This is a genomic window from Massilia sp. IC2-278 (genome assembly GCF_020708045.1).
Taxonomy (GTDB): Bacteria; Pseudomonadota; Gammaproteobacteria; order Burkholderiales; family Burkholderiaceae_D; genus Telluria.
The window spans coordinates 135,691-162,190 of sequence record NZ_JAJFES010000007.1 but is presented as its reverse complement, the minus strand read 5'-3'; the positions used below and the strand labels follow the sequence as shown (position 1 = coordinate 162,190).

At 66.9% G+C, this 26,500-nt stretch carries 23 protein-coding genes; 14 read left to right on the top strand and 9 right to left on the bottom strand.

Going from position 1 to position 26,500, the window contains the following annotated elements:
* The first annotated feature begins 8 nt into the window (after positions 1-8).
* The 5 genes from mreC to LK540_RS15465 are packed head-to-tail and all read left to right on the top strand — an operon-like array spanning position 9 to position 6,028.
* Positions 9-1,310 (top strand): rod shape-determining protein MreC, encoded by a 1,302-nt coding sequence (gene mreC / locus LK540_RS15485; protein ID WP_229438201.1) that lies wholly within the window; start codon positions 9-11, stop codon positions 1,308-1,310.
* Positions 1,311-1,829: a rod shape-determining protein MreD gene (gene mreD, locus LK540_RS15480; protein WP_229438200.1), complete on the top strand. Its 519-nt coding sequence runs from the start codon at positions 1,311-1,313 to the stop codon at positions 1,827-1,829. It abuts the gene before it with no gap.
* Between the two features lie 10 nt (positions 1,830-1,839).
* Positions 1,840-3,852 carry a penicillin-binding protein 2 gene (gene mrdA, locus LK540_RS15475; RefSeq protein WP_229438199.1) on the top strand — a complete coding sequence of 671 codons (2,013 nt, stop codon included), beginning with the start codon at positions 1,840-1,842 and terminating at the stop codon, positions 3,850-3,852.
* Between the two features lie 2 nt (positions 3,853-3,854).
* The gene (gene rodA, locus LK540_RS15470) at positions 3,855-4,970 is read left to right on the top strand and encodes a rod shape-determining protein RodA (protein ID WP_229438198.1); all 1,116 of its coding nucleotides are present in this window, start codon (positions 3,855-3,857) and stop codon (positions 4,968-4,970) included.
* 14 nt (positions 4,971-4,984) lie between these two features.
* Positions 4,985-6,028, top strand: a complete 1,044-nt coding sequence (locus LK540_RS15465; RefSeq protein WP_229438197.1) for a septal ring lytic transglycosylase RlpA family protein — start codon at positions 4,985-4,987, stop codon at positions 6,026-6,028.
* 210 nt (positions 6,029-6,238) lie between these two features.
* On the opposite strand, the gene LK540_RS15460 is transcribed toward LK540_RS15465, so the two are convergent.
* Genes LK540_RS15460 through argS form a run of 7 tightly spaced genes read right to left on the bottom strand, consistent with a single transcriptional unit; the run spans position 6,239 to position 12,507 of the window.
* Positions 6,239-6,970, bottom strand: a complete 732-nt coding sequence (locus tag LK540_RS15460) for an SPOR domain-containing protein (RefSeq protein ID WP_229438196.1) — start codon at positions 6,968-6,970, stop codon at positions 6,239-6,241.
* Positions 6,971-6,976: 6 nt separating this feature from the next.
* The gene (locus LK540_RS15455) at positions 6,977-7,741 is read right to left on the bottom strand and encodes a type III pantothenate kinase (protein WP_229438195.1); all 765 of its coding nucleotides are present in this window, start codon (positions 7,739-7,741) and stop codon (positions 6,977-6,979) included.
* Positions 7,738-8,538, bottom strand: coding sequence for a biotin--[acetyl-CoA-carboxylase] ligase (locus tag LK540_RS15450; RefSeq protein WP_229438194.1), 801 nt, complete (start codon positions 8,536-8,538; stop codon positions 7,738-7,740). Before LK540_RS15450 ends, LK540_RS15455 begins: the two co-directional genes overlap by 4 nt.
* Entirely contained in the window at positions 8,535-9,326 is a 792-nt protein-coding gene (locus LK540_RS15445) for an SDR family oxidoreductase (protein WP_229438193.1), read from the bottom strand. Before LK540_RS15445 ends, LK540_RS15450 begins: the two co-directional genes overlap by 4 nt.
* A 19-nt stretch (positions 9,327-9,345) precedes the next feature.
* Positions 9,346-10,026 (bottom strand): thiol:disulfide interchange protein DsbA/DsbL, encoded by a 681-nt coding sequence (locus tag LK540_RS15440; RefSeq protein ID WP_229438192.1) that lies wholly within the window; start codon positions 10,024-10,026, stop codon positions 9,346-9,348.
* 16 nt (positions 10,027-10,042) lie between these two features.
* Positions 10,043-10,738, bottom strand: a complete 696-nt coding sequence (locus LK540_RS15435; protein WP_229438190.1) for an SPOR domain-containing protein — start codon at positions 10,736-10,738, stop codon at positions 10,043-10,045.
* Positions 10,739-10,749: 11 nt separating this feature from the next.
* Positions 10,750-12,507: an arginine--tRNA ligase gene (gene argS / locus LK540_RS15430; RefSeq protein ID WP_229438189.1), complete on the bottom strand. Its 1,758-nt coding sequence runs from the start codon at positions 12,505-12,507 to the stop codon at positions 10,750-10,752.
* 176 nt (positions 12,508-12,683) lie between these two features.
* On the opposite strand from argS, the gene rsmB reads away from it, so the two are divergent.
* The 8 genes from rsmB to LK540_RS15390 all read left to right on the top strand — a co-directional run bounded on the left by rsmB (position 12,684) and on the right by LK540_RS15390 (position 20,979).
* A complete protein-coding gene (gene rsmB / locus LK540_RS15425) occupies positions 12,684-14,249 on the top strand; it encodes a 16S rRNA (cytosine(967)-C(5))-methyltransferase RsmB (RefSeq protein ID WP_229438188.1) in 1,566 nt (521 codons plus the stop codon).
* 57 nt (positions 14,250-14,306) lie between these two features.
* On the top strand, positions 14,307-14,870 hold the full coding sequence (locus tag LK540_RS15420) for a DUF4390 domain-containing protein (protein WP_229438187.1): 564 nt from the start codon (positions 14,307-14,309) through the stop codon (positions 14,868-14,870).
* 12 nt (positions 14,871-14,882) lie between these two features.
* On the top strand, positions 14,883-17,168 hold the full coding sequence (locus LK540_RS15415; protein WP_229438186.1) for an ATP-binding protein: 2,286 nt from the start codon (positions 14,883-14,885) through the stop codon (positions 17,166-17,168).
* Positions 17,169-17,219: 51 nt separating this feature from the next.
* On the top strand, positions 17,220-17,945 hold the full coding sequence (locus tag LK540_RS15410) for a response regulator (protein WP_229438185.1): 726 nt from the start codon (positions 17,220-17,222) through the stop codon (positions 17,943-17,945).
* Positions 17,942-18,337, top strand: coding sequence for a GTPase (locus LK540_RS15405; RefSeq protein WP_229438184.1), 396 nt, complete (start codon positions 17,942-17,944; stop codon positions 18,335-18,337). The genes LK540_RS15410 and LK540_RS15405 overlap by 4 nt, the downstream gene beginning before the upstream one ends.
* Positions 18,338-18,434: 97 nt before the next feature.
* On the top strand, positions 18,435-18,692 hold the full coding sequence (locus LK540_RS15400; protein ID WP_027865841.1) for a DUF3567 domain-containing protein: 258 nt from the start codon (positions 18,435-18,437) through the stop codon (positions 18,690-18,692).
* Positions 18,693-18,829: 137 nt separating this feature from the next.
* Positions 18,830-19,600: a class II glutamine amidotransferase gene (locus LK540_RS15395; RefSeq protein WP_229438183.1), complete on the top strand. Its 771-nt coding sequence runs from the start codon at positions 18,830-18,832 to the stop codon at positions 19,598-19,600.
* A 104-nt stretch (positions 19,601-19,704) separates the two neighbouring features.
* Positions 19,705-20,979: an EAL and HDOD domain-containing protein gene (locus LK540_RS15390; RefSeq protein WP_229438182.1), complete on the top strand. Its 1,275-nt coding sequence runs from the start codon at positions 19,705-19,707 to the stop codon at positions 20,977-20,979.
* Between the two features lie 133 nt (positions 20,980-21,112).
* On the opposite strand, the gene LK540_RS15385 is transcribed toward LK540_RS15390, so the two are convergent.
* Complete coding sequence (locus LK540_RS15385; RefSeq protein WP_229438181.1) at positions 21,113-21,478, bottom strand: SPW repeat protein; 366 nt, start codon at positions 21,476-21,478, stop codon at positions 21,113-21,115.
* A 490-nt stretch (positions 21,479-21,968) separates the two neighbouring features.
* Positions 21,969-25,748 carry a methionine synthase gene (gene metH / locus LK540_RS15380; protein ID WP_229438180.1) on the bottom strand — a complete coding sequence of 1,260 codons (3,780 nt, stop codon included), beginning with the start codon at positions 25,746-25,748 and terminating at the stop codon, positions 21,969-21,971.
* Positions 25,749-25,997: 249 nt separating this feature from the next.
* On the opposite strand from metH, the gene LK540_RS15375 reads away from it, so the two are divergent.
* Positions 25,998-26,216, top strand: coding sequence for a BrnA antitoxin family protein (locus tag LK540_RS15375; protein ID WP_229438179.1), 219 nt, complete (start codon positions 25,998-26,000; stop codon positions 26,214-26,216).
* The last annotated feature ends 284 nt before the right edge of the window (positions 26,217-26,500 follow it).

Genomic DNA, 26,500 nt, shown 5'->3' with positions numbered 1-26,500 from the left:
CGAAAGTCATGGAATACAGTCCTCCGCCGCTTTTCAAACAGGGCGCCCCCGCGCGGGTGAAGGTGACGGTGTTCGCGCTGGTGTCGATCGTGCTGCTGGTGGTCGATGCGCGCATGCACCTGCTCGGCGCCGCACGCCAGGTGGCCGCCACCGTGCTCTATCCGCTGCAGATGGCCGCGCTGATGCCGCGCGACGCCGTGTACGGCATGGGCGATTATTTCTCCTCGATCGCCAGCCTGCAGAAGGAAGTGGTCGCGCTCAAGAACCAGCAGGTGACCCAGGCCCAGGCCATGCAGCAGGCCCAGCTCCAGATGGCCGAGAACGCCCACCTGCGGCGCCTGCTCGACGCCAGGGAGCACCTGCCGGTGCAGGCCATCATGGGCGAGATCCTGTACGACACGCGCGACCCGTCGACGCGCCGCATCGTGCTCGACCGCGGCACGCGCAACGGCGTGCAGCTCGGCCTGCCCGTGATCGACAACCTCGGGGTGGTCGGCCAGATCACCCGCGTCTTCCCGTTCACCTCCGAAGTCACGCTCCTGACCGACAAGGACCAGGCCATTCCGGTGCAGGTGCTGCGCTCGGGCCTGCGCAGCGTGGCCTATGGCCGCGGCCACTCGGGCGTGCTCGACCTGCGCTTCGTGGCGCCGAACGCCGACATCCAGGTCGGCGACGTGTTGATCACCTCGGGCCTGGACGGCATCTATCCGGCCGGCCTGGCCGTGGCCAGGGTGGTGCAGGTGGAAAGCGTGGCCGCCGGCGCCTTTGGCCGCGTGGTGTGCCAGCCGCTGGCCGGCATCGACCGCAATCGCCAGCTCCTGATCGTGATGTCGCAGGCGGCGCGCGAGCCGCGTCCCGCCGATGTGCCGCACCTGCCGGCCCAGTCCGGGGCGCGCCGCAACCTGCCGAAGATGGACCCGGTGCCGTTGCCGCCGCTGCCCGCCACGCCGCTGCCGGCCCAGGCGCCGGCGGCGAATCCGAACGGCACCGCGGGCGTGCCGGCGCTGCCGGGCGTCGGCACGCCGGGCGCCGCCGCGCCGGGTAACACGCCGGCGGGCGCTGCCGCGCAGGGCGCCGGGCAGCGTCCAGCCACACCGGCGGCTGCGCCGGCCACCGCGCCCGCCAACGCCGCCGGCCAGCGTCCCGCAAGCGGCGCGGCACGGACGCCTGCAGGCGCATCCCCGGCTGCGCCTGCAACCGCCCCTGCGACCACGCCCGCACCGGCTGCGCAAGGCGCGGCCCGCCCCGGCGCCGCGCCCACCGCCGCCGTCCAACCGAACCAGCCGGCCGTCCGCAAGGAGGGTGCGTAAATGCCCGCCAACCGTCCCCATTACATCCTGCTGCCGGTCAGCCCGCTGTTCATCGCGTTCAGCCTGACCTGCGCCTTCATGCTCAATCTGCTGCCCTGGGGCCGCTGGATCGGCGCGCCCGACTTCGTGGCGCTGGTGCTGGTCTTTTGGGGCATCCACCAGCCGCGCAAGGTCGGCATCGGCGTCGCCTTCTGCATGGGCCTCCTGATGGACGTGCACGACGCTACCTTGCTGGGCGAGAACGCCCTGGCCTATACGCTGCTGTCGTATGCGTCGATCATGATCCACCGCCGCGTGCTGTGGTTCCCGGTGCTGACGCAAGCCCTGCACGTGTTCCCGCTGCTGCTGCTGGCCCAGGCGATCCAGTCGCTGGTGCACGTGTTCGCCACCGGCCGCTTCGCCGGCTGGCTGCACTTCGTCGAAAGCGCCGTGGCCGTGGCCCTGTGGCCGGTGATTTCCTGGCTGCTGCTGGCGCCGCAGCGCCGCGCCGTCGACCGGGACCATACCCGTCCGATCTGAGTTTGGCTAGATGACTGAAATCAAAGACAGCGACCGCGAGATCCACCAGTTCCGCCTGCGCATGACCGCGCTGGCGGTGCTGGTGTTCGTCTGCTTCGGCATCCTTACGGCGCGCCTGGTCTGGCTGCAGGTGATCCACCACGACCAGTACATGGCGCAGGCCGAGGACAACCGCATCGCGCTGGTGCCGATCATGCCGAACCGCGGCCTGATCGTCGACCGCAACGGCGTGGTGCTGGCCCAGAACTACTCGGCCTACACGCTCGAGATCACGCCCTCGAAGCTGCAGGCCAACCTGGAATCGGTGATCGACGAGCTGGCCAAGATCGTCAGCGTCGAGCCCAAGGACCGCAAGCGCTTCAAGCGCCTGATGGAAGAGTCGCGCAGCTTCGCCAGCGTGCCGCTGCGCACCCGCCTCACCGACGACGAGGTGGCGCGCTTCACGGCCCAGCGCTTCCGCTTCCCGGGCGTCGAGGTGCAGGCGCGCCTGTTCCGCCAGTATCCGCTGGGCGAAGTCGCCTCGCACGTGGTCGGCTACATCGGCCGCATCAATGCCAAGGAAGCGGCGGCGCTGGAAGAAAGCGACGACGCCGCCAACTACAACGGCACCGACCACATCGGCAAGGAAGGCCTGGAAAAGAAGTACGAGCGCTACCTGCACGGCACCACCGGCTACGAGGAAGTCGAGCGTTCGGCCGGCGGGCGCGCGATCCGTACGCTGTCGCGCCGCGCGCCGGTGCCGGGCTCGAACCTGATCCTGTCGATCGACATCGAGCTGCAGAAGGTGGTCGAAGAGGCATTCGGCAACCGGCGCGGCGCATTCGTCGCCATCGAGCCGGAAACCGGCGACGTGCTGGCCTATGTGTCGCGCCCGGGCTTCGACCCCAACCTGTTCGTCGACGGCATCGACACCCAGAGCTGGAACGAGCTGAATACCTCGCTCGACCGGCCGCTGATGAACCGGCCGCTGTCGGGCACCTATCCGCCCGGCTCGACCTTCAAGCCTTTCATGTCGCTGGCCGCGCTGGAACTGGGATTCCGCCGTCCTGAGCAGGGCATCCGCGACGCCGGCTTCTTCATGCTCGGCGGGCACCGCTTCAACGACGACAAGCCGGGCGGCCACGGCTACGTGGACATGTACCGCTCGATCGCCGAGTCCTGCGATACCTATTACTACCAGCTCGGCAACGAGATGGGCATCGATAACATCGCCAAGTTCATGGCGCCGTTCGGCTTCGGCTCGCCCACCGGCATCGACCTCGAGCACGAGAAGACCGGCGTGCTGCCCTCGAAGGAATGGAAGGCGAACCGCTTCAAGCGCAACCGCGCGGCCCAGAAGTGGGTGGGCGGCGACACCATCTCGATCTCGATCGGCCAGGGCTTCAACAACTACACCATGATCCAGCTGGCGCACGCGGTGGCCAACCTGGCGAATAACGGCGTGGTGATGAAGCCGCACCTGGTGAAGCTGATCGAGGACGGCGCCACGCGCGAGCGCACGCTGACCACGCCGAAGGAAAGCCGGCGCATCCCGCTGAAGCAGGAAAACATCGACTTCATCAAGCGCGCCATGGTCGGCGTGACCCAGGAAGCCTACGGCACCGGCCGCCGCGCCTTTGCGAATGCCGGCTATATTTCGGCAGGCAAGACAGGCACGGCGCAGGTGATCGGCCTGAAGGGCCAGAAGTACAACGCCCACGCGATCGACGAGCGCCACCGCGACAATGCGCTGTACACGGCGTTCGCGCCGGCCGACAAGCCGAAGATCGCCATCGCCCTCGTGGTCGAGAACGCCGGCTTCGGCGCGGGCGAGGCGGCGCCGATCGCGCGCAAGGCGCTCGACTACTACCTGCTCGGCAAGCGCCCGGCGCCGCCGGCCGCGCCGACCGTGACAGCCGGCGCCAGGCCGGCGCCGGTGCGTGCCTCTGCACCTGGGGCTGCGCCCGCCGCGGCACCGGCCGCCGCCGCGGCCACGCCTCCCGGCGTGATCGCCACGGCGCCGGCCGCCACCACCAAGGAATAACGATGGCCTATTATCCCGAGCGGCGCTCGCTGAGCCGCCGCCTGAAACCGTATTTCACCGTGTTCGACTGGCCATTGGCGATGGTGCTGTTCATGCTGCTCACCACCAGCATGATCACCATGTCCTCGGCCGGCCACGAATTCCCGGGCCGGGTCGAGGCGCAGATGCGCAACTTCATCCTGGCCTTCTTCATCATGTGGATGGCGGCCCTGGTGCCGCCGCAGACGCTGATGCGCCTCGCCGTGCCGGTGTACACCTTTGGCGTTGCGCTACTGATTGCCGTGGCGGTGTTCGGCATCATCAAGAAGGGCTCGCGCCGCTGGCTGCACGTGGGCGTCGACATCCAGCCCTCGGAGATCATGAAGATCGCCACGCCGCTGATGATCGCCTGGTACTTCCAGCAAAAGGCGCGGCTGGACGACTGGAAGTCCTTCGTGGTGGCGGCGATTTTGCTGATCATCCCGTTCACGCTGATCGCGCGCCAGCCCGACCTGGGCACGGCCCTGCTGGTCGGCGCCTCGGGCTTCTACGTGATCTTCCTGGCCGGCCTGTCCTGGAAGATGCTGGCCGGCCTGGCCGTGGCCGGCGCCGCCAGTTTGCCGGTGGCCTGGTCGATGCTGCACGATTACCAGCGCGAGCGGGTGATGACGCTGATCGACCCGACCTCGGACCCGCTCGGCAAGGGTTTCCACATCATCCAGTCGGTGATCGCGATCGGCTCGGGCGGCATGACCGGCAAGGGCTACCACCAGGGCACGCAAGGCCAGCTGGAATTCGTGCCCGAGCAAACCACCGATTTCCTGTTCTCGGTCTATTCGGAAGAATTTGGGCTTGTCGGCAACCTATTTCTTTTGGTAATTTACCTGCTGCTGATCGGCCGCGGCATGATGATTGCGGCCAACGCCCCGAATCTGTTCTCCCGGCTGCTGGCCGGCGCGATCACGATGATCTTCTTTACGTATGCCTTTGTTAACATGGGCATGGTGAGCGGCATCCTTCCCGTGGTCGGCGTTCCGCTGCCTTTCATGAGCTATGGCGGGACGGCGTTCATTACCCTGGGGCTCGGCGCTGGTATATTGATGAGCATACAAAGGCACCGCAAGCTGGTGCAGACCTAGGAAAGGAAGCGCGCATGACCGCTTCGAGAATTCTCCCGGTGGTCATCGCGTTGGCGGCGTTGATGACCGGCTGCGGCACCACGGGCGACAACAAGAGCCTGGGTTCGCTGCCGTGGAAGCACAAGGCCGGCAAGCCCGGGTCGATCAACCCGAAGCTGCCGCCGGCCAACTCCGGCCGCGGCGGCTACTACAAGGACGACGGCCCCGGCACCGACATCCCGGAAGGGCTGGAATTCACGCCCGACGCCGTGGTCAGGGCCGAGCCCTATGCCAAGTGGGCGAACCGGCCGTATTCCGTGTTCGGCCAGACCTATACCCCGATCCTGCACGAGGAACCCTTTGTCCAGAAGGGCGTGGCCAGCTGGTACGGCGTGAAGTTCCACGGCCAGAAGACCTCCTCGGGCGAACCCTACGACATGTACAAGATGACGGCCGCGCACCCGACGCTGCCGATTCCTTCGTATGCGCGCATCACCCACGTGGCCACCGGGCGCTCGGTGGTGGTGCGCATCAACGACCGTGGCCCTTTCCACGCCAGCCGCGTGGTCGACGTGTCGTACACCGCCGCGCTGAAACTGGGCCTGCTGGGCAAGGGCAGCCACGAAGTCGAGCTGGAGCGCCTGTTCCCGGGCGACGAAGTACGGCTGGCCGCGGAGCGCCGCGCCGCCACCTCGGCCGCGCAGGCGGCGCCGGCGCGGGTGGCGCCGGTACTCGATGCGCCGCCGGAAATCGCGGCCCTGATGCTGGAAGACCGCATGCAGTCCGACAGCGCCGCCGTGACCCAGGCGCTGCCGGCCGTGGCCGCCGCCACGGCCGCGGGCAAGGCTTCCGGCCAGTTCTACCTGCAGCTCGGCTCCTACAGCCGCGCCGACAAGGCCCAGGAAATGGGCCGTCTGCTGGCCGATGCCGGCCTGGCGGTGGGCGAGATCGAAGTGGTGCCGAGCGGGGCGGTGAACCGTTTGTATGGCGGGCCGTTCGAGAGCCGCGCCGCGGCGCAGGAAGCGGCGCGCGGCTTGCCGGCGGGGTTGGGGATCAAGCCGATCGTGGTGAAGCGATAATCGGCTTTTCGGCACGCCGGGGGTACGTGGCGTGCCGGTTGCCGTGGTGGTGTGCATGAGCACGGTTGGTGGGTTCGAGAACCCACCCTACCCGGTTCTGTAGGGTGGACTCCCGAGTCCACGCGGTATGGCACCCATGCCAATCGAGAAGCCACGTAGGGTGGGTTCTCGAACCCACCACATCGCTATCTGCAAACCGACGGCCCTACATCACTTGCAAATGTGCAAAATCGTCGCCTCCATCCCCCGCCCGGCCTCGAGGATGCGCGCCCGCATCGGCCCGTCGATATCGCGGAAGCGGTAGGCAAACCGGTTCGACTGCGGCCCACGCGGCAGCACGCGCACACCCTGCACGCCTTTTTTCGCCAGCTCGGCCGCCAGCGTGCGCGCCGAAGCTTCGGTCTTGAACGCGCCCAGCGACACTGCCCAGCGCATCGGCGAATCGCCCTGCATGATGAAGTAATCGCTGATGCCGCGCTCGCGCAGCTCGGCCACGCGGCGCTCGGCCCCTTCCTTGCCGCCGTTCGGCGGCAGGTAGACCAGGTGGCTGGTCACTTCCTGGTAGGGCACGGCCAGGCGCATCTGGCGCGCGCCGAGTTCCAGGCGCGCCAGGCGGGTTTCGAAGCGGCGCGCATCGGGCGGGGCAAAGGCTTCGGTTTCGAGGCAGGCGTAGGCGGGCGTGGCCGGTGCTGGCGGCGCCGGCGCTGGCGCTGGCGCTTCCTCCGCCTCGGCTTCTTCCTCCGCTGGGCCGTCCTCGGCCTTGGCGGCGGCCGCCAGCGCCTGCGCCTGTTCGCCCGACAGCAGCACCAGCTTGTCGGCCGCCAGCTGTTTCGTCAGGCGCGCCGGCTCGCGCAGTTCGCCGTCGGCGCTGCCCAGCATGCCGCGCCCGTAGGCGAACAGCAGCGCGTTCGCCGCCAGCAGAGCCCAAAATACGAATTTCACCACGCTTCAGCTCCCATCCATCGCTCCTCGATGCGCCGCCTCCGCCCGCGCCACCGCATGCAGGCCGACCAGCACGATATTATCGACCAGCTTGTGCGTCACCTCCAGCGCGGGTGCGATGATCGGCGCCGCGCCGCCCGACAGGATGCACAGGGCGCCGCCATGGCCCGCCACCGCACGCGCGATGGCGCCGGCCTGGGCCGACAGGCAGCCCGAGACGATCGCATCGTTGGTATTGTCGGCAAACAGGGGAGGAAGTGCCGCGCCCGGCGCCGCTTGCGGTAGCTGGGCCGTGTTGCGCGCCAAGGCGCCGGCCATCAGCGCCAGACCGGGCAGGATCATCCCGCCCAGGAAACGGCCGTCGCCCGTTACCGCATCGACCGTGGTCGCGGTGCCGCAGGTGGCCACCACCAGCGCTTGCTCCGGCGCCAGCGCACGCGCGCCGATGGCGGCGGCAAAGCGGTCGCAGCCCAGGCGCGCCGGTTCGCGGTAGCCGTTGACCAGGCCGGCACGTTCGGCGCTTGAGGCGAACCACTCGACCTCGATGGGGCCGAGCAGGGCGGCCAGCCGTTCGCGCAGCGCCTGGCCGGCGACGTTCGAGACGATCGCCCGCGCCACCTGCCGGGTGCGCCATTCTTCGGCCAGGACATCCAGCCCGTCGTGCAGGGCCGCGCCACTGGCGGCCCAGTCGCCCGGCTGCGCCTGCGCATCGGCCAGCGCCCACTTCACGCGCGTGTTGCCGGCATCGACCAGGAGCAGGGGGCCGTTCATCCCTGGAGCGCGCCTTTCACGCGCAGCGACACGTCGCCGGCCAGCACTGTGATGCGGCCTTCGCGCGTGTCGAGCAGCAGGCGTCCGGTGTCGTCGACACCGGCGGCGGCGCCTTCGTGCAGGGTCTTGCCGGCGTCGAGGATGACCACGGTCTGGCCCTGCCAGGCGTGGCGCCGGTTCCAGCGCGCCGAGAAGGCGGCGAAGCCGGCGCGCTCGAATTCGCGCAGCGCGCCGGCCAGGCCGTCGAGCAGGGCCGCCATCAATTCGTTGCGGTCCATGCGCGCCAGCCAGGGCAGGGAAGCGATGCTGCGGCCGAGCAGGGCCTCGGTTTCGTCGGGCATCAGCAGATTCAGGCCGATGCCGATCACGGTCCAGACCCCGCCGCCAGGCGCGTTCTGGGTTTCGATCAGGATGCCGGCGAGCTTGTCGCCGTCGCGCAGCACGTCGTTCGGCCACTTCAGGCCGACCTGCACGCCGAGTTTATCCAGGGTTTCGGCCAGCGCCACGCCGATTGCCAGCGGCAGGCCGGCGAGGCGCCCCACGCCGCCCTCGAAACGCCAGGCCAGCGAAAATGTCAGCGAGCCCGCGCTGGAGGACAGCCAGCTGCGTCCGGCGCGGCCACGGCCGGCGGTCTGGTTGCGCGCCACCAGCAGCAGCGGCGCGTCCAGCGACGCGGCGCGCGCCAGCAGGTCGGCATTCGTCGAGCCGGTCTCCTCGACCACCTCGACGGCCACGCCGGCCTGCGAGCGGGCGGCGATGTCGGCTGCATGCATGGATGCGATCGTGGAGGCCGTCATGCGGCCCCCTTGCGGCGCTTTTGCGGCGCGCGCGAGAACAGCAGGTCGAACAGGGGATTCGGCAGGGCGCGCAGCAGCTTGGCGACGACGCCCATCTGCCAGGGCAGCACGCGGTAGCTGTCGCCGCGCGCGATGGCGTCCACGGCCCTGGCGGCGAAGCGCCCGGCCGGCATCAGGAAAGGCATGGGAAACGGATTGTTGCGGGTCATGGGGGTATCGATATAGCCGGGCACGATGGTGACAACGCGGATTGCCGAGCGCTTCAGTTCCAGCCGCAGCGATTCGCAGTAGGCGTGCACGGCGGCCTTCGAGGCGCAATAGGCGCCGGCGCCGCGCATGCCGCGCACGCCGGCCACGCTGCCGACCGCCACCAGGCGGCAGGGCGTGCCCTGCACCTTCATCTGGAAAATGAAGGGGGCGAAGGTGGCGACGGTGGCGTTGACGTTGGTGGCGAACACCGAAGCGAAGACCGGCAAATCCTCCGGCCGCTCGGTGAGGGTGCCGTGCGAGATGCCGGCGCTGGCGACGACGATGTCGGCGCCGCCGCAGGCGTCGATGAAGTCCGCGGCCGCCGCGGCCAGGGCGGCGTGGTCGAGCACGTCGAGCGCGTAGCTGCGGTGGCGTTCGGGGTTGGGCAGCGAGGCGACCAGGTCGCGCAGCAGTTCGCCGCGGCGCGCCACCAGGCCCAGCGTGGCGCCGCGCGCGGCGTACTCGCGCGCCAGTGCGGCGCCGATGCCGCTCGAGGCGCCGGTGATGAAGACGCGCTCCGTCCGACCCGCGAGGGTCATGTCTTGTCCGCCGCCAGGGTCATTTCTTGTCCGCGCGGGCTTTTGCGACCAGTGCGTCCATCACCCCCAGCGCCACCTCCTGCTGCTCGGCTTCGGTCTGGGCGTCGGAACCGCCCTGGTTCGCCATCGAGGGCGAGGTGACGAAGCGGCCGTCGATCGCCACGAACGGCCAGTGGTCGACGCGGTAGGCTTCCATCATCGCGCTGGCGTGGCGCAGCTTGCCGCTCACGCCCATCGAGCGGTAGGTGTCGGTGAAGCGCGCGCGGTCGATGCCGGACTTCGCCGCCCACTCGATCACTTCGTTGTCGTCGGCAAAGCGCATGCGGCCCTGGTGGATCGCGGCAAAGGCCTTCTGGTGGTACTGCTCCAGCAGGCCCATGGCTTCGAGCGTGTAGAACAGGCGCTGCTGCGGCACCACGCGCGGGCCGGCGGGCACGTGCACGCGCTTGAAGACGATGTTGTTGCCCTGCTTCTTGATCCACTCCGCCAGCTTCGGCTCGAAGGCGTCGCAGTGCGGGCAGTAGTAAGCGAAGAACTCGGTGACTTCGACCGCCTTGCCGGCCTGGGTTTCCTGTTTCTGCGGCAGCACCTGGTATTGCACGCCTTCTTTCGGGGCGGCTTGCGGGCCCGGGGCGGCAAGTGCGCTGCCGGCAAAGCCGAGGACGAGGGCGCTGCAGAGCAGGCGGCGAAGCATGTGCATCGAATTCTCCTGAGGGTTATTTCTGGTTGCGGACGATGGCGACGTCGATGCCGCTGTCGAGCAGCTTGGCGCGCGCCTTGTTGACGGTTTCGACCTGGTTGAACGGGCCCACGCGCACGCGGTGCAGCACGCCGCTGTCGCTGGTGCGGTCGCTGATCGCGGCCTCGAAGCCGAGCAGGGCCAGCTTGGCGCGGGTGTTCTCGGCGTCCGACATTTCGCGGAAGGCGCCGGCCTGCAGGAAGTACACGTAGCGGTCTTCGCCGCCCGTTGCGGCGCCTGCCGCATTCGGTGCGGCCGCGGCGGCGGCTGGCGCGGGGGCCGGCGCCGGAGCGGCGGCAGGTGCGGCCGGCTTGCGCTCGGCGGCCTCGCTCATGCCGGCAATGGCTTCGCCGAGGGGATCGGCTTCGGTCGCCGGCGCCGGGGCCGGAGCGGGCGCGGCGGCCCTGGCGGCCTCGCGTTCGGCCAGCTGCTTGTTGGCCTGGCGCGCGGCGTCGCGGCTGCCGTACAGCGGCTTGTTCGGATCGTTGGCCTGGCTCGGGTCGAGATCGGCCGGGCGGCCCATCTTGTTCGAGCGGTCGGTGAAGGGCGAGGCGCCCTTGGTGATCATCAGCGCAACCGCCACCGCGATACCCAGGCCGATGATCAGGCCAATGATGATGCCGGTCAGGGTGCTGCCGCGCTGGCGGGAAGGGAAACGAATAGTGGCGGTCATGGTCGCTATGCTTATGCTGGTTGATCGGCTGCCGGCGTATCGTCGGCGGGCGCGCGTTCCATCTTGTTCGGCGCGGACACGCCGATCAGGGCCAGGCCGTTGCGCAGCACCTGGCGGGTGGCGGTGGCCAGGGCCAGGCGCGCCAGCTTGAGCGGCTCGTCGTCGTCGAGCAGCCACTTGTGGGCGAAGTAGTAGCTGTGCAGTTCGCCGGCCAGTTCGCGCAGGTAGAAGGCCACCTGGTGCGGGCCGAGTTCGGCCTGGGCGCGCGCCAGCATTTCCGGGTAGGCGGCCAGCTTCGACAGCAGGCTCGCTTCGTGCGGCGTGGTGAGCAGCGACAAATCGGCGTTCGCCAGCGTGGCCTCGTCGCCGCCCCAGTTGCCGAGTGCCGAGCAGATGCGCGCGTGGGCGTACTGCACGTAATACACCGGGTTCTCGTCCGAGGTTTTCAAAGCGACGTCGACGTCGAACACGAATTCGGTATCGGCCTTGCGCGAGATGAGGAAGAAGCGCACGGCGTCGCGGCCGCGCGTGATGTCGCCGTTGCCCGACCATTCGATCAGGTCGCGCACGGTCACGTAGGAGCCGGCGCGCTTCGAGATCTTGACCTCTTCGCCGTTCTTCATGACGGTGACCATCTTGTGCAGCACGTAGTCGGGGTAGCCCTGCGGGATGCCGATGTTCACGGCCTGCAGGCCGGCGCGCACGCGGGCAATGGTGCCGTGGTGGTCGCTGCCCTGGATGTTGATGGCCTGGTCGAAGCCGCGGCGGAACTTCTGCATGTGGTAAGCCACGTCCGGCACGAAGTAGGTGTAGCCGCCTTCGGACTTGCGCATCACGCGGTCCTTGTCGTCGCCGTAATCCGTGGTCTTCAGCCACAGGGCGCCGTCCTGCTCGTAGGTGACGCCGGCGTCGACCAGGGCCTGGACAGCTTCGTCCACTTTGCCGTCGGCGTACAGCGAGGACTCGAGGTAGTAGTTGTCGAACTTGACGCCGAAGGCCTGCAAGTCGATGTCCTGCTCGTTGCGCAGGTAGGTCACGGCGAAGCGGCGGATCGATTCGATGTCTTCGACGTCGCCGCTGGCGGTGGCCGGTTCGCCGTCGCTGGCCGAAACCGTCTTTTTGGCGAGGAAGTCATCGGCGATGTCCTGGATGTAGTCGCCGTTGTAGGCGGACTCGGGCCACGCGGCGTCGCCCGGCTTGACGCCGCGTGCGCGCGCCTGGACCGAGGTGGCCAGGGTGGCGATCTGGACGCCGGCGTCGTTGTAGTAGAACTCGCGCGTCACCTGGTGGCCTTGCGCCTCGAACAGCGAGGACAGGGCGTCGCCCAGCGCTGCCTGGCGGCCGTGGCCGACGTGCAGCGGGCCGGTCGGGTTGGCCGAGACGAATTCGATGATGGCGTGGTGGCCTTCACCGGCCGTGCCGCGGCCGAAAGCCTGGCCCTGCTCGAGGATGCTGCGCACCACGGCCTGCTTGGCGCCGGCGGCCACGCGCAGGTTGATGAAGCCGGGACCGGCCACCTCGGCCGCTTCGACCAGGCCGGCGGCCTGCGGGTCGGCCAGCAGGGCGGCGACCAGGCGCGTGGCCAGTTCGCGCGGGTTGGTCTTCAGGGGCTTGGCCAGTTGCATGGCGATGTTGCAGGCGACGTCGCCGTGCGAGGGATCGCGCGGGCGTTCCAGCACGACGTTGGGGGTAAGGTCGGTGCCGGCGACGATCGGCGCCAGGGCGGCCTGGAACAGGGCAACGATCGCTTGTTTTTGTTGGGCGAGCATAGTGTGGTGTGCGGTGAGTTCGAATGGAGCGGTGGCGCGCGGCCACGGCAATCAAGGTTCATTATACTGGTTTGCTGCAACGCCGAATACGCCCGGCGGCCCGGCTGCAAGCGAGCTTTAAGCGCAGCCAAAGGCTGTGCCGTTACAATGTCGCCTTTCCGTATTGACCCGTCACCATGACCGACAAGCGCCCTACGCTCACCATCAAACCCAAGTCCGGCAGTGCCGCCAAGCCGGCGCCGCGCAAGCCGGCCAATCCCGCGGCCCAGTATGCCAAGCCCGCCGGCAAACCGGGCGCGCAGGGCACGAAGCCAGGTGCAGGACAGGGCAGGGCGTCCGAGGTCAAGCGTGCCGCGCCGCCGCGCCCGCCGCGCGAACAGCCGCAGGACAGGCCCAAACCCAGCTACGAAGTGAAGCAGCAGTTCCAGCCCGACTACGTGCCGGACCTGCCGGCCGATTCGCTGGCCCTGGCCCTGCTGGGCGCGTCGAACGCCATCGCCCAGGTCGGCGCCGGCACCGCGCTGCCGCAGGCGCTGGCGCACGTGTTTGCGGTCTTCGGCGTCACGCCCCAGGCGCGCGGCGCGATTCAGGACCTGGCCTACCGCAGCATGCGCCAGATGGGCCGCAGCGAAACCCTGCTCGGCCTGATGACGACCAAGGCGCCGGACGCGCCGCAGCTTTCCGGCCTGCTGTGCTGCGCCCTGGCGCTGCTCGACCCGGCCGAGGGCGAGGCGCCTTATGAAGCCTTTACCGTGGTCGACCAGGCCGTCACGGCCGCCGCCAGCCACCCGGACTTCGCCCACGCCAAGGCGATGGTGAACGCCGTGCTGCGCCGCTTCCTGCGCGAGCGCGAACAACTGGTGAAGCAGGCGCTGGCCGATCCGTTCGCGCAATGGAACTACCCACAGTGGTGGATCGACGCCACCCGCGCCGCCTATCCAAAGGACTGGGAAGCCATTCTCGCGGCCGGCAACACCCATCCGCCGCTGACCCTGCGCGTGAATACGCGCAAGACCTCTGTCGAGGACTATGGCCAGCGGCTGCGGGAAGAGGGCGTGGCTTTCGACCAGGTCGGCCCGCAGGCCCTGCGCCTGAAGCAGGCCGTGAACGTGGCCCAGATTCCCGGCTTCCACGACGGCCTGGTGTCGGTGCAGGATGCCGGCGCCCAGCTGGCCGCGCCGCTGCTCGGCCTGGAGCGCGGCATGCGCGTGCTCGATGCCTGCGCCGCGCCGGGCGGCAAGAGCGGCCACATCCTCGAGCTGGCGGACGTCGAGCTGACCGCGGTCGACGCCGACCCGCAGCGCCTGAAACGGGTGGGGGACAACCTCGGCCGCCTGGGCCTGGAAGCCACGCTGGTGGCGGCCGAAGCCCAGGCCCGGGACTGGTGGGATGGCCGTCAGTACGACCGCATCCTGGCCGACGTGCCGTGCACCGCTTCGGGCATCGTGCGCCGCCACCCGGATATCCGCTGGCTGCGCCGCAAGACCGACACGCGCCAACTTACAACACTTTCCGCGGAGATACTCGACAATCTTTGGCAGATGTTGCGGCCCGATGGTAAATTGCTGTTTGTGACATGTTCGCTCTGGCCCCAGGAATCGGAGGCGCAGGCGGCCGCGTTCGCGGCGCGCCACAACGACGCCACCCGCCTCGATGCGCCAGGCCAGCTGCTTCCCGTGAGTGGCGCCGGGCTCGATCATGACGGTCTGTTCTATGCGCTCTTCCACAAGAAGGGGGCGTAGGAAGCTCCCGCAGTAATGCTCGATAACACGCTCGATTAATTTAGGTTCCGGCCACCTGTGACTTTACGATTTTTCCGCCTCCTCGCCTGCCAGCTGCTGCTGGTCTTCGCGTGCGCAACGGCGCAGGCGGCCGACGGGATCGACATCACGATGGCGAAAATCGAGGCCGGCGACGATGGCTACCGCCTGGCCGCCAACTACTCGTTCGATCTCAGCCGCGAACTCGAGGACGCCCTGCAGCACGGCGTCAAGCTCTACTTCACCACCGAAATCGAACTCGTGCGCCCGCGCTGGTACTGGCGCGACGAGCGCGCCGTGTTCGCCAAGCGCACGGTCAGCATTTCCTACGACGTCCTGCTGCGCCAGTACTACGTGGCGGCGGTGGGCAGCGTCCAGCAAACCTTCCAGACCCTGGACGAGGCGATGTTCCAGATCCGCCGCCCGGGCCGCTGGTCGATCGCCCCCAAGGGCGCCCTGAAGCATGGCGAGACCTATGAAGTCAGCCTGCGCATGTTCATGGACCGCGACTACCTGCAGAAACCCCTGCAGGTGAGCGCCTTTTCGAATGCCGACTGGCGCCTTGCCTCGAACAGGAAGACGTTCAATTACCGTGCGGAGTAAAGGGAGGCAGGCGTGAACCAGGCCCTGCGCTACGCGCTGGTGGTCGGCGGGGCGGTCGTCTCGATCCTGCTGTTCCTGCTCGCCTCGGCTTCCGACAACTCCGGCTTCTTCGACCGCTACTACTCCTGGCTGCTGGGGCTGAACGCCACCATCGCCTTCCTGCTGCTGATCCTGGTGGTGGTGGCCCTCGGCCGCCTGTATTCGCGCTACAAGGCCAAGCGCTTCGGCTCGCGCCTGATGGCGCGCCTGGTGCTGCTGTTCGCCTGCATCGGCATCCTGCCCGGCCTGGTGATCTTCATGGTGTCGGTGCAGTTCGTCTCGCATTCGATCGAATCCTGGTTCGACGTCAAGATCGAGGCGGCGCTGTCCTCGGGCCTGAACCTGGGCCGCGCCGCGCTCGACGAAGCGCAGGCCGACCTGGTGGCGGGCGCCCAGACCGTGTCGGCAACGCTGTCGGGGCAGAGCGACTTCGGCGCCCAGCTGGCGCTGTCGCAGGCGATCCACGGCATCGACGGCATGCAGAGCGCGATGCTGCTCGACGCCGACGGCAAGCTCGTGGCCAGCGCCAGCGAAGACCGGCGCGCCGATCTCACTCCCGACTTGCCGAGCCCGCAGATGCTGCGCCAGGCTGCCATGCCGGGCGGTTACGCGCGGCCCGAGGGCGGCATCGAACTCGACTTCCGCGAGGCCGGCAACGACACCCCGAATGCGCTCGACGCCGCCACCGGCCTGCGCCTGCGCGTGGTGCTGGCCGTGCCCGAGCCGCCCGGCATGGCGCCGCGCTACCTGCAGATGATGCAGGCGGTGCCGGTGAACCTGGCCACGAATGCCGAGGTCCTGCGCAGCGCCTTCAGCGAATACCGCCAGCGCTCGGTGGCGCGCGAAGGCCTGCAGCAGATGTACATCCGCACCCTGACCTTGACCCTGCTGCTGGCGATCTTCGGCGCCATCGGCAGCGCGGTGCTGATCGCCGGGAACCTGGCCCAGCCGCTGCTGGTCCTGGCCGAGGGCACGCAGGCGGTGGCCGAGGGCGACCTGTCGCCGCGCCCGATCGTCGAAACCAGCGACGAACTGGGCACGCTGACGCAGTCCTTCAATGCCATGACCGGCCAGCTGTTCGAGGCCAGGAGCGCCGTCGAGCGCAACCGCTCGGCCCTGCAAAGCGCCAAGGCCCACCTGGAGTCGGTGCTGGCCAACATGTCGGCCGGCGTGCTGGTGCTTGACGCCGAAGGCACGGTGGTGAACTCGAACGACGCCGCCTGCCGCATCCTGCAGATGGAGCACTGCAACCTGGCCGGCCCGCTGCACAAGATCGGCGGCCTGGAAGTGTTCGCCAACTGCGTGACGCGCGCCTTTTCGGCGCAGAGCGCGCAGTCGGCCGCCGGCGCGCGCCAGCGCACCCACTGGCAGCAGCAGATCGAGATCCCGCGTCCGGGCGAAGACCACGACACCACCCTGCTGGCGCGCGGCTCGCGCCTGCCGGTGGGGGCGGGCAGCGGCTTCATCGTGGTGTTCGACGATATCTCCGACGTGATCTCGGCCCAGCGCTCGGTGGCCTGGGGCGAGGTGGCGCGCCGCCTGGCGCACGAGATCAAGAACCCGCTCACGCCGATCCAGCTGTCGGCCGAACGCCTGCAGATGAAGCTGGAAGACAAGCTGGAAGCCGGCGATGCCGCGCTGCTGGCGCGCGCCACCTCCACCATCGTGAACCAGGTCGACGCCATGAAGCGCATGGTCGACGACTTCCGCGACTACGCGCGCACGCCGCCGGCGGTGCTCGAACCGCTCGATCTGAACGGGCTGATCGAGCAGATCCTGAATCTTTACCTGGCCGAGGATGCGTCCGACATCATCCACGCCGCGCTGGCGCCGGACCTGCCGCAGGTGATGGGCGACGCCACCCAGTTGCGCCAGGTGATCCACAACCTGCTGCAGAATGCCCAGGATGCGCTGGTCGACCGCGGACAGAATCCATCCACGGCGGCACCGGCCCCGCGCATCGACGTCGCCACCGAGATCATCCACTACACCGGCGCCGACGGCGCGGCCGGCACCGCGGTGCGCCTGGCGATCATGGACAACGGCCCCGGCTTCGCGCCGAAAATCCTGGCGCGCGCCTTTGAACCCTACGTCACATCGAAGGCGCGCGGCACCGGTCTCGGCCTGCCGATGGTGAAGAAGATCGTCGACGAACACGGCGGCCGCATCGATATCCAGAACCGTCCGGACGGAAGTGGCGCGTCGGTATTCATTTTGCTGTTAAAGTTAGCACAAGAGGCGAACTTGGCCGAAGTGTAAATCAGGCATAAAATCACGAACGTTAAAACGGGCGGAGACGGAAGGCAAAAGATGGCGAACATACTCGTAGTTGATGATGAAATGGGCATCCGCGAGCTGCTCTCGGAAATTCTGGGAGACGAAGGCCACGCAATCACGCTGGCGGAAAACGCGCAGCAGGCACGCGAAGCGCGCGCGGCCGGCGCACCCGACCTGGTCCTGCTCGATATCTGGATGCCCGATACCGACGGCGTCACCCTGCTCAAGGAGTGGCAGCGCGACGGCTTGCTGACCATGCCGGTCATCATGATGTCGGGCCACGCGACGATCGATACGGCGGTGGAAGCCACCCGCATCGGCGCCCTGAATTTCCTGGAAAAGCCGATTGCGCTGCAAAAGCTGCTGAAGGCCGTGCAGCAGGGCCTGACCCGCGCCCAGGAAGTGGCGCGCGCGCCGAGCCCGCCGCCGCGCCCGGTGATGCCGCCGCCGGTGGTGGAAGCCATGCCGGTGGCAAGCAGCCCGATGTACGCACCGCCGCCGATGCCGGCGCCGATGAACGGCGCGCGCGTGGGCGTGGTCGGCCACGGCGAAACGCAAGGCTATACGCTGTCGTTCGACTTGCCGCTGCGCGAAGCGCGCGACGCCTTCGAGCGCATGTACTTCGAGCACCACCTGGGGCGCGAAGGCGGCAGCATGACGCGCGTGGCCGAAAAGACCGGCCTCGAGCGTACCCACCTGTACCGCAAGCTCAAGCAACTGGGCGTCGAGCCGGGCAAGCTCGGCAAGCGCGGCGGGTGACGGCTGCCGGCGCCCGCGCCGGCGCTTCGCTTCCCATCCCGGCCACCATCGTCACGGGTGCCAGCGCCGGCCGGCGCGAGGCGGCGATTGCCGCCCTGTTCGATCCAGCCCTTGATGAGGGCGCAACCGCCGTCATCCTCGAAGGCCTGCCCGACGGCACACTCCTGCTGGAACCTTCTCCCACGCTGCTGCTCGCACGCATCGCGCCCGGTTGCCTGTGCTGCGCGGGAAATCTCGTGATGCGTGTTACATTGAACCGTCTCTTGCGCCAGCGGCCGAAACGCCTGTTCATCGGCCTGGCCAGCGGCGAACACCTGGGTCAGTTGCGATCATGGTTAAGTAGCTCACCATACGATCAATTGTTATCACTGACGCCGGACCGGTACACTTGAAATCGGTTCGCGCAGCCCCACCTCTTCACTGAAGTCGAAGCCAGCCGCCCGCCGCCGCGTGGCTGGTCCAACACTCTGACCGAGAGAAGGAGTCATCATGAACATGATCTACAACAGCGAACAGTACAGCGTGGTCGAATTTGGCGTCGATCGCGACCTCGAAGCCCTGCGCTTCGGCGGTTACGAAATCGTCGACAAGGCTGGCCGTCGCGAAGCGTTCATCGGCGGCAAACTGGCACAATCGTTCCGGCGCGACGTCAACAACCTCATCGCCAGCGAACCCACCATGGAAGAAATCGACGATTTCCTCGGTTCCTACGACACCCTGATGAGCCAACCGGTGGTGCTGCATTAAGCCCCGCGACAAAGCGTTTTCAGGCGAGTCCATCCAGCACAACGCGCCGCCCGTGATGGCGGCACACCCAAGGAGCGGCCCGGCACAAGTGCCCGATGCCGCTCCTGCCCGCAAGGCCCCATGGTAAGCTGCCTGCCATGTGCCAACTTCTTGCAATGAACTGCAATGTCCCGACCGACATTGTGTTCTCCTTCACCGGCTTCGCCCACCGCGGCGGCCGCACCGACACCCACCACGATGGCTGGGGCATCGCCTTTTTCGAAGGCGCCGGCGTACGCCATTTCGTCGACCACCAGGCCGCGATCGCCTCGCCGATTGCCGAGCTCATCAAGCGTTACCCGATCAAGTCGACCAACGTCATCGCCCACATCCGCAAGGCCACGCAAGGCCAGGTGGCGCTCGAGAATTGCCATCCGTTCGTGCGCGAACTCTGGGGCCGCTACTGGGTCTTCGCCCACAACGGCGACCTGAAAGAATTCGCACCGGCACTCGACGGCGCCTTCCGTCCGGTGGGTAACACCGACAGCGAACTCGCCTTCTGCTACCTGCTGCAGGAACTGCGGCGCCGCTTCGGCGACAGCCTGCCCGGGCGCGACGCGCTGCATGCGGCCCTGCAGGAACTCGTGCGCGAGATCGCCGCCTACGGCACCTTCAACATGATGCTGTCCGACGGCACGGCCCTGTTCGCGCATTGCTCGACCAAGCTCTGCTACATCGTGCGCCAGTACCCGTTCACCGCCGCCTGCCTCTCCGACGAAGACCTGTCGGTTGACTTTTCCCAGGTGACGACGCCGAACGACCGGGTCGCCATCATCGTGACGGAACCGCTGACCAACAACGAAAGCTGGACGCATTTCGAGGCCGGCGAACTCAAGGTGTTCGTCGATGGCGCGCCCCTTGCGCTTTAAATTTGGCATTACGGCATCTTTTTTTGCCGTATGGCGATGCCAAAAATTCACTAATTGTTGAGAATCGGGTAGAGTGGACGGCTTGAACCTCTCCCGGGAACGCGATGACCGATACCGCCAGCCTCGACCAGGCATCCCAGCCTCTGCAACTACGCAACTTCTACCTGGCGCGCCAGCCGCTGCTCGACCGCAACCAGGCCCTGTTCGGCTATGAACTGCTGTTCCGCAACCGCGCCGATGGCAACGCCGAGATCGATTCCGGCCTGGCCGCGAGCGCCGGCGTGCTGGCCCATGCGGCCCAGCTCGGCCTGCCGCGCGCGGTGGGCGATGCCTGCGCCTTCCTGAACGTCGACACCGAGGTGTTGATGAGCGACATCTTCGCCTTCCTGCCGCGCGAGCGCACGGTGCTCGAACTGACGGGTTCGGTGGAAGCCACCGACGCCGTGCTGTGGCGCCTGGCCGAGCTGTCCGGGCACGGCTTCCGCTTCGCCGCCGAGGCCTCCAGCCACGGCAGCCGCCTGGGCCGCCTGCTGCCGCTGCTCGACTTCGTGAAGGTCGATTTGCGCGCGACGCCGGTAGTAAGCATGCTGGCCATCGTGCCGCGCCTGCGCGGCACCGGCAAACGCCTGATCGCGGAAAAGGTGGAAAGCCAGGCCGAATACCGCACCTGCCTCGATCTCGGTTTCGATTACTTCCAGGGCTATTACTTCGCCAAACCGTCGGTGCTCGCCGGGCGCAAGCTGTCGCCGTCGCAGCTGGCGCTGATGGAGCTGATGAACCTGGTGACCTCGGACGCCGACAACATCGAGATCGAGCGCGCCATCAAGCGCGACGTCTCGCTGGCCGTGAATTTGCTGCGCATCGTGAACACGCCGGCCGCCGGCCTGCGCCAGCGCATCGATTCGCTGAGCCAGGCCCTGATCGTGCTGGGCCGGCGCCAGTTGCAGCGCTGGCTGCAGATCATGCTGTATGCCGAGCCGGGCACGCGCGGGCACACGCAAACGCCGCTGCTGATGCTGGCCAGCACCCGCGCGCGCCTGATGGAGCTGCTGGCCCAGCGCCTGCGCCCGGGGCAGCGGCAGGTGGCCGACGTCGCCTTTACGGTCGGCATCATGTCGCTGATGGATGCGCTGTTCTCGGTGCCGATGGCTGACCTGGTCGAGCAGATCCCGGTAAGCGAGGAAGTGGCCGCCGCGCTGGTCAAGCGAAGCGGCTTCTTTGGCGAACTGCTGCGCCTGGCCGAATCGCTCGAGCGCATGGAAGAGGGCGACGAGATGCTGCCGGTGCTGGGCGAACTGGCCGACAGCGGGGATGAACTCGTCGAACTCGAAATGGCCGCTTTCGAATGGAGCGACAAGGTGGTGCGCTACGCGCTGTAGTGGCTGGTGTCGGGTTTGCGAGAGATACGCTACCCCTGCCGACTGCGGAGACACACGTAACAGCGTGGGCACGGCGTGCCCACGCTACGGTTGAGGCCGCATCAGAGGTCGTATCAGAGGCCGCATCAAAAGCTTAAGTACCGATCCACTGCTGGTGCAGGTCCGGATCGGTGCGCATTTCCCACAAACCCAGCACGATGGTGGCCAGCCCCACGATTAGCATGCTGGCGCTCATGGCACGGTCGGAAATGACGTCGACCAGCCACGGCGACACCGCCACCCAGGCACCCACCACGATGTTGACGAGCACGGCCCAGACGTAGGTCTTGTAGAGATCGAAAGCGGCGAGGGCGACGATGATGGCGCCTGCGATGAAGGCGTTCACCGCCGGCGGCGATTCGCTCGGGTAGCCCAGCACCCAGGGCGAGACGAACAGCCAGACGCCCAGCAGCAGGATTGCCTGGTCCTGCCAGCGCCTGGTGGAAAGATGCATTGCCATGATGTTCTCCTTGCGGGACCGAGGTCCCTCAGGTTAGGCAATCGAAAAGCCAGAAAGTTCTGTGTCCTGGACGTGGCAGTTTGCTGGTGCCAGGGTTATGCCAGCACAAGGCGGTTTGGCAAGGAGGAGGCTTGGCTGCTGGACGGGCGTGCGGGCTGGGGCAATTGTTTCGAGGCAGCGGGTGTGTACGGCAGGCGCGGCAGGAGCAATTCTTCGGAGGTAAGGGACACTAGCTTGGCACCGAGCGCGAGCCTCAAGCGGGAGCCTCAAGCGCGAGCCTCAAGCGGGAGCAATTGTTTCGAACCAATGCGCTAACGGGGTAGGGAGGAGGAGGTGCTTTGAGGACCCTGTGAAATCGTGTCTCGTTTGACCTGCGCATCCTGGCTATTCTTGTCTCGTTTTGTCGCGAAAAAAAACTCGACAAAAAAGACAAAAAGAGGCTGCTTTTACAGGCCAAACGAGACAGCTTGCCGCAGGGCCGCTGCGAGGCTCAGGACAGGTTCGGCGCCAGGTGGCGCTCCACTTCAAGCTTGTCCATGCCGCGGCGCCCCGCCATGTCCGCGACCTGGTCGTCGTTGATCTTGCCGACCACGAAATACTTCGACTCGGGGTGCGAGAAGTAGAAGCCCGACACCGCCGCGCCCGGATACATGGCGTACGACTCGGTCAGCTGCATGCCGATTTCTTCCGCCTGCAGGGTCTCGAACAATTCTTTCTTGACCGTGTGCTCGGGGCAAGCCGGGTAGCCCGGCGCCGGACGGATGCCGACATATTCCTCGGCGATCAGTTCGACGTTGTCCAGGTCTTCGCCCGTCGCATAGCCCCAGAGGTCGGTACGCACGCGCTCGTGCAGCCATTCGGCAAAGGCTTCGGCCAGGCGGTCGGCCAGGGCCTTGAGCATGATCGACGAGTAATCGTCGTGCGCATCCTCGAAGCGCTGCTCGTGCTTCTCAATGCCCAGGCCCGCGGTCACGGCGAACATGCCAATGTAGTCTGCCACGCCCGATTCCTTGGGCGCGATGAAGTCGGCCAGGCACTGGTTCGGGCGCTGCACGCCATCGACCACCGGTTTCACGCCCTGCTGGCGCAAGCCGTGCCAGGTGAAGGCCACCTGCGCACGCGATTCGTCGGTATAGATCTCGATGTCGTCGTCGCGCACGCTGTTGGCCGGCAGCAGGGCAATCGCGCCGTTCGCCGTCAGCCAGCGGCCTTCGATGATTTTCTTCAGCATGGCCTGGCCTTCGGCAAACACCTTGGTCGCCGCTTCGCCCACGACTTCGTCGGTGAGGATGGCAGGGTAGGGGCCGGCCAGGTCCCAGGTCTGGAAGAAGGGACCCCAGTCGATGTAGCGCGCCAGGGTGCCGAGGTCGACGTTCTTGAACAGGCGGCGCCCGATGAACTTCGGCTTGACCGGCGCGAAGTCCAGTTTGGCCTTGTTCGCGCGCGCCTGGGCCAGCGTGACGGTCGGCAGCGCCTTCTTGCTGGCGTGCTGCACGCGGATGCGCTCGTAGTCGGCCTTGATCTCGGCCATGTACTGGGCGCGCGTGTCTTCGGTCAGCAGCGACTGGCCGACCGACACCGAACGCGAGGCATCCGGCACGTAGACCACCGGGCCATCGTAGTGCGGCGCGATCTTCACGGCGGTGTGGGCGCGGCTGGTGGTGGCGCCGCCGATCAGCAGCGGAATCTGGCGCTCGCGGAACCACGGGTCGCGTTGCATCTCGCGTGCCACGTGGGCCATTTCTTCCAGCGACGGCGTGATCAGGCCGGACAGGCCGACGATGTCGGCGTTCTCTTCCTTCGCTTTGGCCAGGATGTCCGAGCAGGGCACCATCACGCCCATGTTCACGATCTCGAAGTTATTGCACTGCAGGACCACCGAGACGATGTTCTTGCCGATGTCGTGGACGTCGCCCTTCACGGTGGCGATCACGATCTTGCCCTTCGGCTTGGCCACGATGCCGGTGCGTGCTTCCTCGGCGGCTTTTTCTTCTTCGATGAACGGCACCAGGTGGGCCACAGCCTGTTTCATGACGCGCGCCGATTTCACCACCTGCGGCAGGAACATCTTCCCTTGGCCGAAGAGGTCGCCGACGATGTCCATGCCGGCCATCAGCGGGCCTTCGATGACGTTGATCGGGCGGCCGTTGGCAGCGAGCACGGCCTGGCGCGCTTCCTCGGTGTCTTCCACGATCCATTGCGTGATCCCGTGCACCAGCGCGTGCGCCAGGCGCTTTTCCACGGGGGCATTACGCCACTCCAGGTTCTGCTCCTGCTTGCCGCCGCCGGCCTTCAGGGTGCCGGCGAATTCGATCATGCGCTCGGTGGCATCGTCGCGGCGGTTCAGCACCACGTCTTCCACGCGCTCGCGCAACTCCGCAGGCAAATCGTCGTAGACGCCGACCATGCCGGCATTCACGATGCCCATGGTCATGCCGGCCTGGATCGCGTGGTACAGGAAGACGGTGTGGATGGCTTCGCGCGCCGGGTCGTTGCCGCGGAACGAGAACGACACGTTCGACACGCCGCCCGACACTTTCGCGTGCGGCAGGTGCTCGCGAATCCAGCGTGTGGCGTTGATGAAGTCGTTGGCGTAGTTGTTGTGCTCTTCGATGCCGGTGGCAATGGCAAAGATGTTCGGGTCGAAGATGATGTCTTCCGGCGGGAAGCCGACCTTCTGCGTCAGCACCTCATACGCGCGCTTGCAGATCTCGATCTTGCGCTCGAAGGTATCGGCCTGGCCCATTTCGTCGAAAGCCATGACGATCACGGCGGCGCCGTAGCGGCGGCACAAGACGGCCTGGCGCAGGAATTCTTCCTCGCCTTCTTTCATGGAAATCGAGTTGACGATGGCCTTGCCCTGCACGCACTTCAGGCCGGCCTCGATCACGCTCCATTTCGACGAGTCGATCATGATCGGCACGCGTGAGATGTCCGGTTCCGACGCGATCAGGTTCAGGAAGCGCGTCATGGCCGCCTGCGAATCGAGCATCGCCTCGTCCATGTTGATGTCGATGACCTGGGCGCCGTTTTCCACCTGCTGGCGCGCCACCGACAAGGCTTCGTCGAACTGCTCGTTCAGGATCATGCGCGCGAACGCTTTCGAGCCGGTGACGTTGGTGCGCTCGCCGACGTTCACGAACAGCGAAGCGTCGTCGACCGTGAACGGCTCCAGGCCCGACAGGCGCATCGCCACCGGCACGTCGGGAATCGCACGCGGCGTGGCGGTCGACAGCAGTTCGCCGATGGCCGCGATGTGTTCCGGCGTGGTGCCGCAGCAGCCGCCGGCGATGTTGACGAAACCGGCATCGGCGAATTCGCGCAGCAGGGCCGAGGTATCGGCCGGCAGTTCGTCGAAGCCGGTGTCGTTCATCGGGTTGGGCAGGCCGGCGTTCGGGTAGATGCAGACAAAGGTGTCGGCGATGCGCGACAACTCCTCGGCATACGGACGCATCAGGGCCGCGCCCAGGGCGCAGTTCAGGCCCACGGTCAGCGGCTTGGCGTGGCGCACCGAATTCCAGAAGGCTTCCACGGTCTGGCCCGACAGGATGCGGCCCGATGCATCGGTGACCGTGCCCGAGATCATGATGGGTTTGCGTGGCGTCTCCGGGTGCTCGTCGAAATACAGGTCGATGGCGAACAGCGCGGCCTTGCAGTTCAAGGTGTCGAAAATGGTTTCGACCAGCAGCACATCGACCCCGCCGTCGACCAGGCCGCGTACCTGCTCGTGGTAGCTCGTGACCAATTGATCGAAAGTGATGTTACGTGCCGCCGGGTCGTTGACGTCAGGCGAGATCGAGGCCGTCTTCGGGGTCGGGCCGAGGGCGCCGGCGACGAAGCGCGGCTTGTCGGCACTGCTGTACTTGTCGCAGGCGGCGCGCGCGAGTTTCGCGGCTTCGACGTTCATCTCATAGGCCAGGTGGCCCATGTGGTAGTCGTCCTGGGCCACGCTGGTGGCGCCGAAGGTGTTCGTCTCGATCAGGTCGGCGCCAGCCGCGAGGTAGCGCTCGTGGATTTCCTGGATCACCTGCGGCTGGGTCAGCGTGAGCAATTCATTGTTGCCCTTCACGAAGAGCTCGCGGTTGCCCGCGCCTGCCGGCGCCGCGAAATCGGCAAAGCGGCCGCCTGGTCCGCCGCGGTAGGCCGCTTCGTCGAGCTTGTATTGCTGGATGATGGTGCCCATCGCGCCATCCAGGATCATGATGCGGCGCGACAGGATATTGCGCAGCTGGCGTTCGATCGGGGAGGGGGCGTGTTTCGGGGCAGTCATGGTGGGCTTTCAATAGACGTGCGCAAGGGCGGCACGGTTCGGGCGGTCTGAAATTATACGTCATCGGCGCCACGGCTTCCCGCGGCCGGGGCTGGCGGCAGCAGATTGTATCGTTATGTGTTTATGCCGACGATTGTTACACGACGTTACAAAACCCGGCCATTTAGCAATTTTGCGGATACATACAGCGACGACAATAAATAAATGCCATAAGGAATGTGGCACGTTTTAAAGAGACGGGATGATTGCATGAACAAAGAGTACGAACCCGATTGGGATCAGTCAGTGGTGCAAAACCATGTTGCAGCACAGAAGCAGCCGGTGGGCGTGAAGCAGATCGTGACGATCCGCCTTGACGTCGACATGCTGGAATGGTTCAAGGCGGCCGGTCCAGGTTACCAGACCCGCATCAATCAAGTTTTGCGCGAGCACATGGATGCGCAGCGCGCTGCGCAAGCAGGCAATTAATTGTCATCGAACGCGCCCGAGGGCGCGTTTTTCATTTGGTGGTAAAGATTTTGGCGGTCGACTCAGCCGCAGCGGTGAGCGGTATGGTTGGCGCTAGCGATGGCCGTAAGGTGGGCACTCCGTGCCCACGCGGAAGCCGACACCGTGTTGGCGCCGTAAAAACCCGATTGTTTGTGTCGTGCTAACGGCGTCCCGGGCATGCCGCGAACGCGTGAGATGGGATGAATGTGTTGTCGCCGCGCTCATCGGCAAATATGACGCAAGCTTCCGCGTGGGCACGGAGT

Coding starts and splice junctions, on each gene's coding strand:
- mreC (WP_229438201.1), top strand. CDS start 9: ATGGAATACAGTCCTCCGCCGCTTTTCAAACAGGGCGCCCCCGCGCGG.
- mreD (WP_229438200.1), top strand. CDS start 1,311: ATGCCCGCCAACCGTCCCCATTACATCCTGCTGCCGGTCAGCCCGCTG.
- mrdA (WP_229438199.1), top strand. CDS start 1,840: ATGACTGAAATCAAAGACAGCGACCGCGAGATCCACCAGTTCCGCCTG.
- rodA (WP_229438198.1), top strand. CDS start 3,855: ATGGCCTATTATCCCGAGCGGCGCTCGCTGAGCCGCCGCCTGAAACCG.
- LK540_RS15465 (WP_229438197.1), top strand. CDS start 4,985: ATGACCGCTTCGAGAATTCTCCCGGTGGTCATCGCGTTGGCGGCGTTG.
- LK540_RS15455 (WP_229438195.1), bottom strand. CDS start 7,741: ATGAACGGCCCCCTGCTCCTGGTCGATGCCGGCAACACGCGCGTGAAG.
- LK540_RS15450 (WP_229438194.1), bottom strand. CDS start 8,538: ATGACGGCCTCCACGATCGCATCCATGCATGCAGCCGACATCGCCGCC.
- LK540_RS15445 (WP_229438193.1), bottom strand. CDS start 9,326: ATGACCCTCGCGGGTCGGACGGAGCGCGTCTTCATCACCGGCGCCTCG.
- LK540_RS15440 (WP_229438192.1), bottom strand. CDS start 10,026: ATGCACATGCTTCGCCGCCTGCTCTGCAGCGCCCTCGTCCTCGGCTTT.
- LK540_RS15435 (WP_229438190.1), bottom strand. CDS start 10,738: ATGACCGCCACTATTCGTTTCCCTTCCCGCCAGCGCGGCAGCACCCTG.
- argS (WP_229438189.1), bottom strand. CDS start 12,507: ATGCTCGCCCAACAAAAACAAGCGATCGTTGCCCTGTTCCAGGCCGCC.
- rsmB (WP_229438188.1), top strand. CDS start 12,684: ATGACCGACAAGCGCCCTACGCTCACCATCAAACCCAAGTCCGGCAGT.
- LK540_RS15410 (WP_229438185.1), top strand. CDS start 17,220: ATGGCGAACATACTCGTAGTTGATGATGAAATGGGCATCCGCGAGCTG.
- LK540_RS15400 (WP_027865841.1), top strand. CDS start 18,435: ATGAACATGATCTACAACAGCGAACAGTACAGCGTGGTCGAATTTGGC.
- LK540_RS15395 (WP_229438183.1), top strand. CDS start 18,830: ATGTGCCAACTTCTTGCAATGAACTGCAATGTCCCGACCGACATTGTG.
- LK540_RS15390 (WP_229438182.1), top strand. CDS start 19,705: ATGACCGATACCGCCAGCCTCGACCAGGCATCCCAGCCTCTGCAACTA.
- LK540_RS15385 (WP_229438181.1), bottom strand. CDS start 21,478: ATGGCAATGCATCTTTCCACCAGGCGCTGGCAGGACCAGGCAATCCTG.
- metH (WP_229438180.1), bottom strand. CDS start 25,748: ATGACTGCCCCGAAACACGCCCCCTCCCCGATCGAACGCCAGCTGCGC.
- LK540_RS15375 (WP_229438179.1), top strand. CDS start 25,998: ATGAACAAAGAGTACGAACCCGATTGGGATCAGTCAGTGGTGCAAAAC.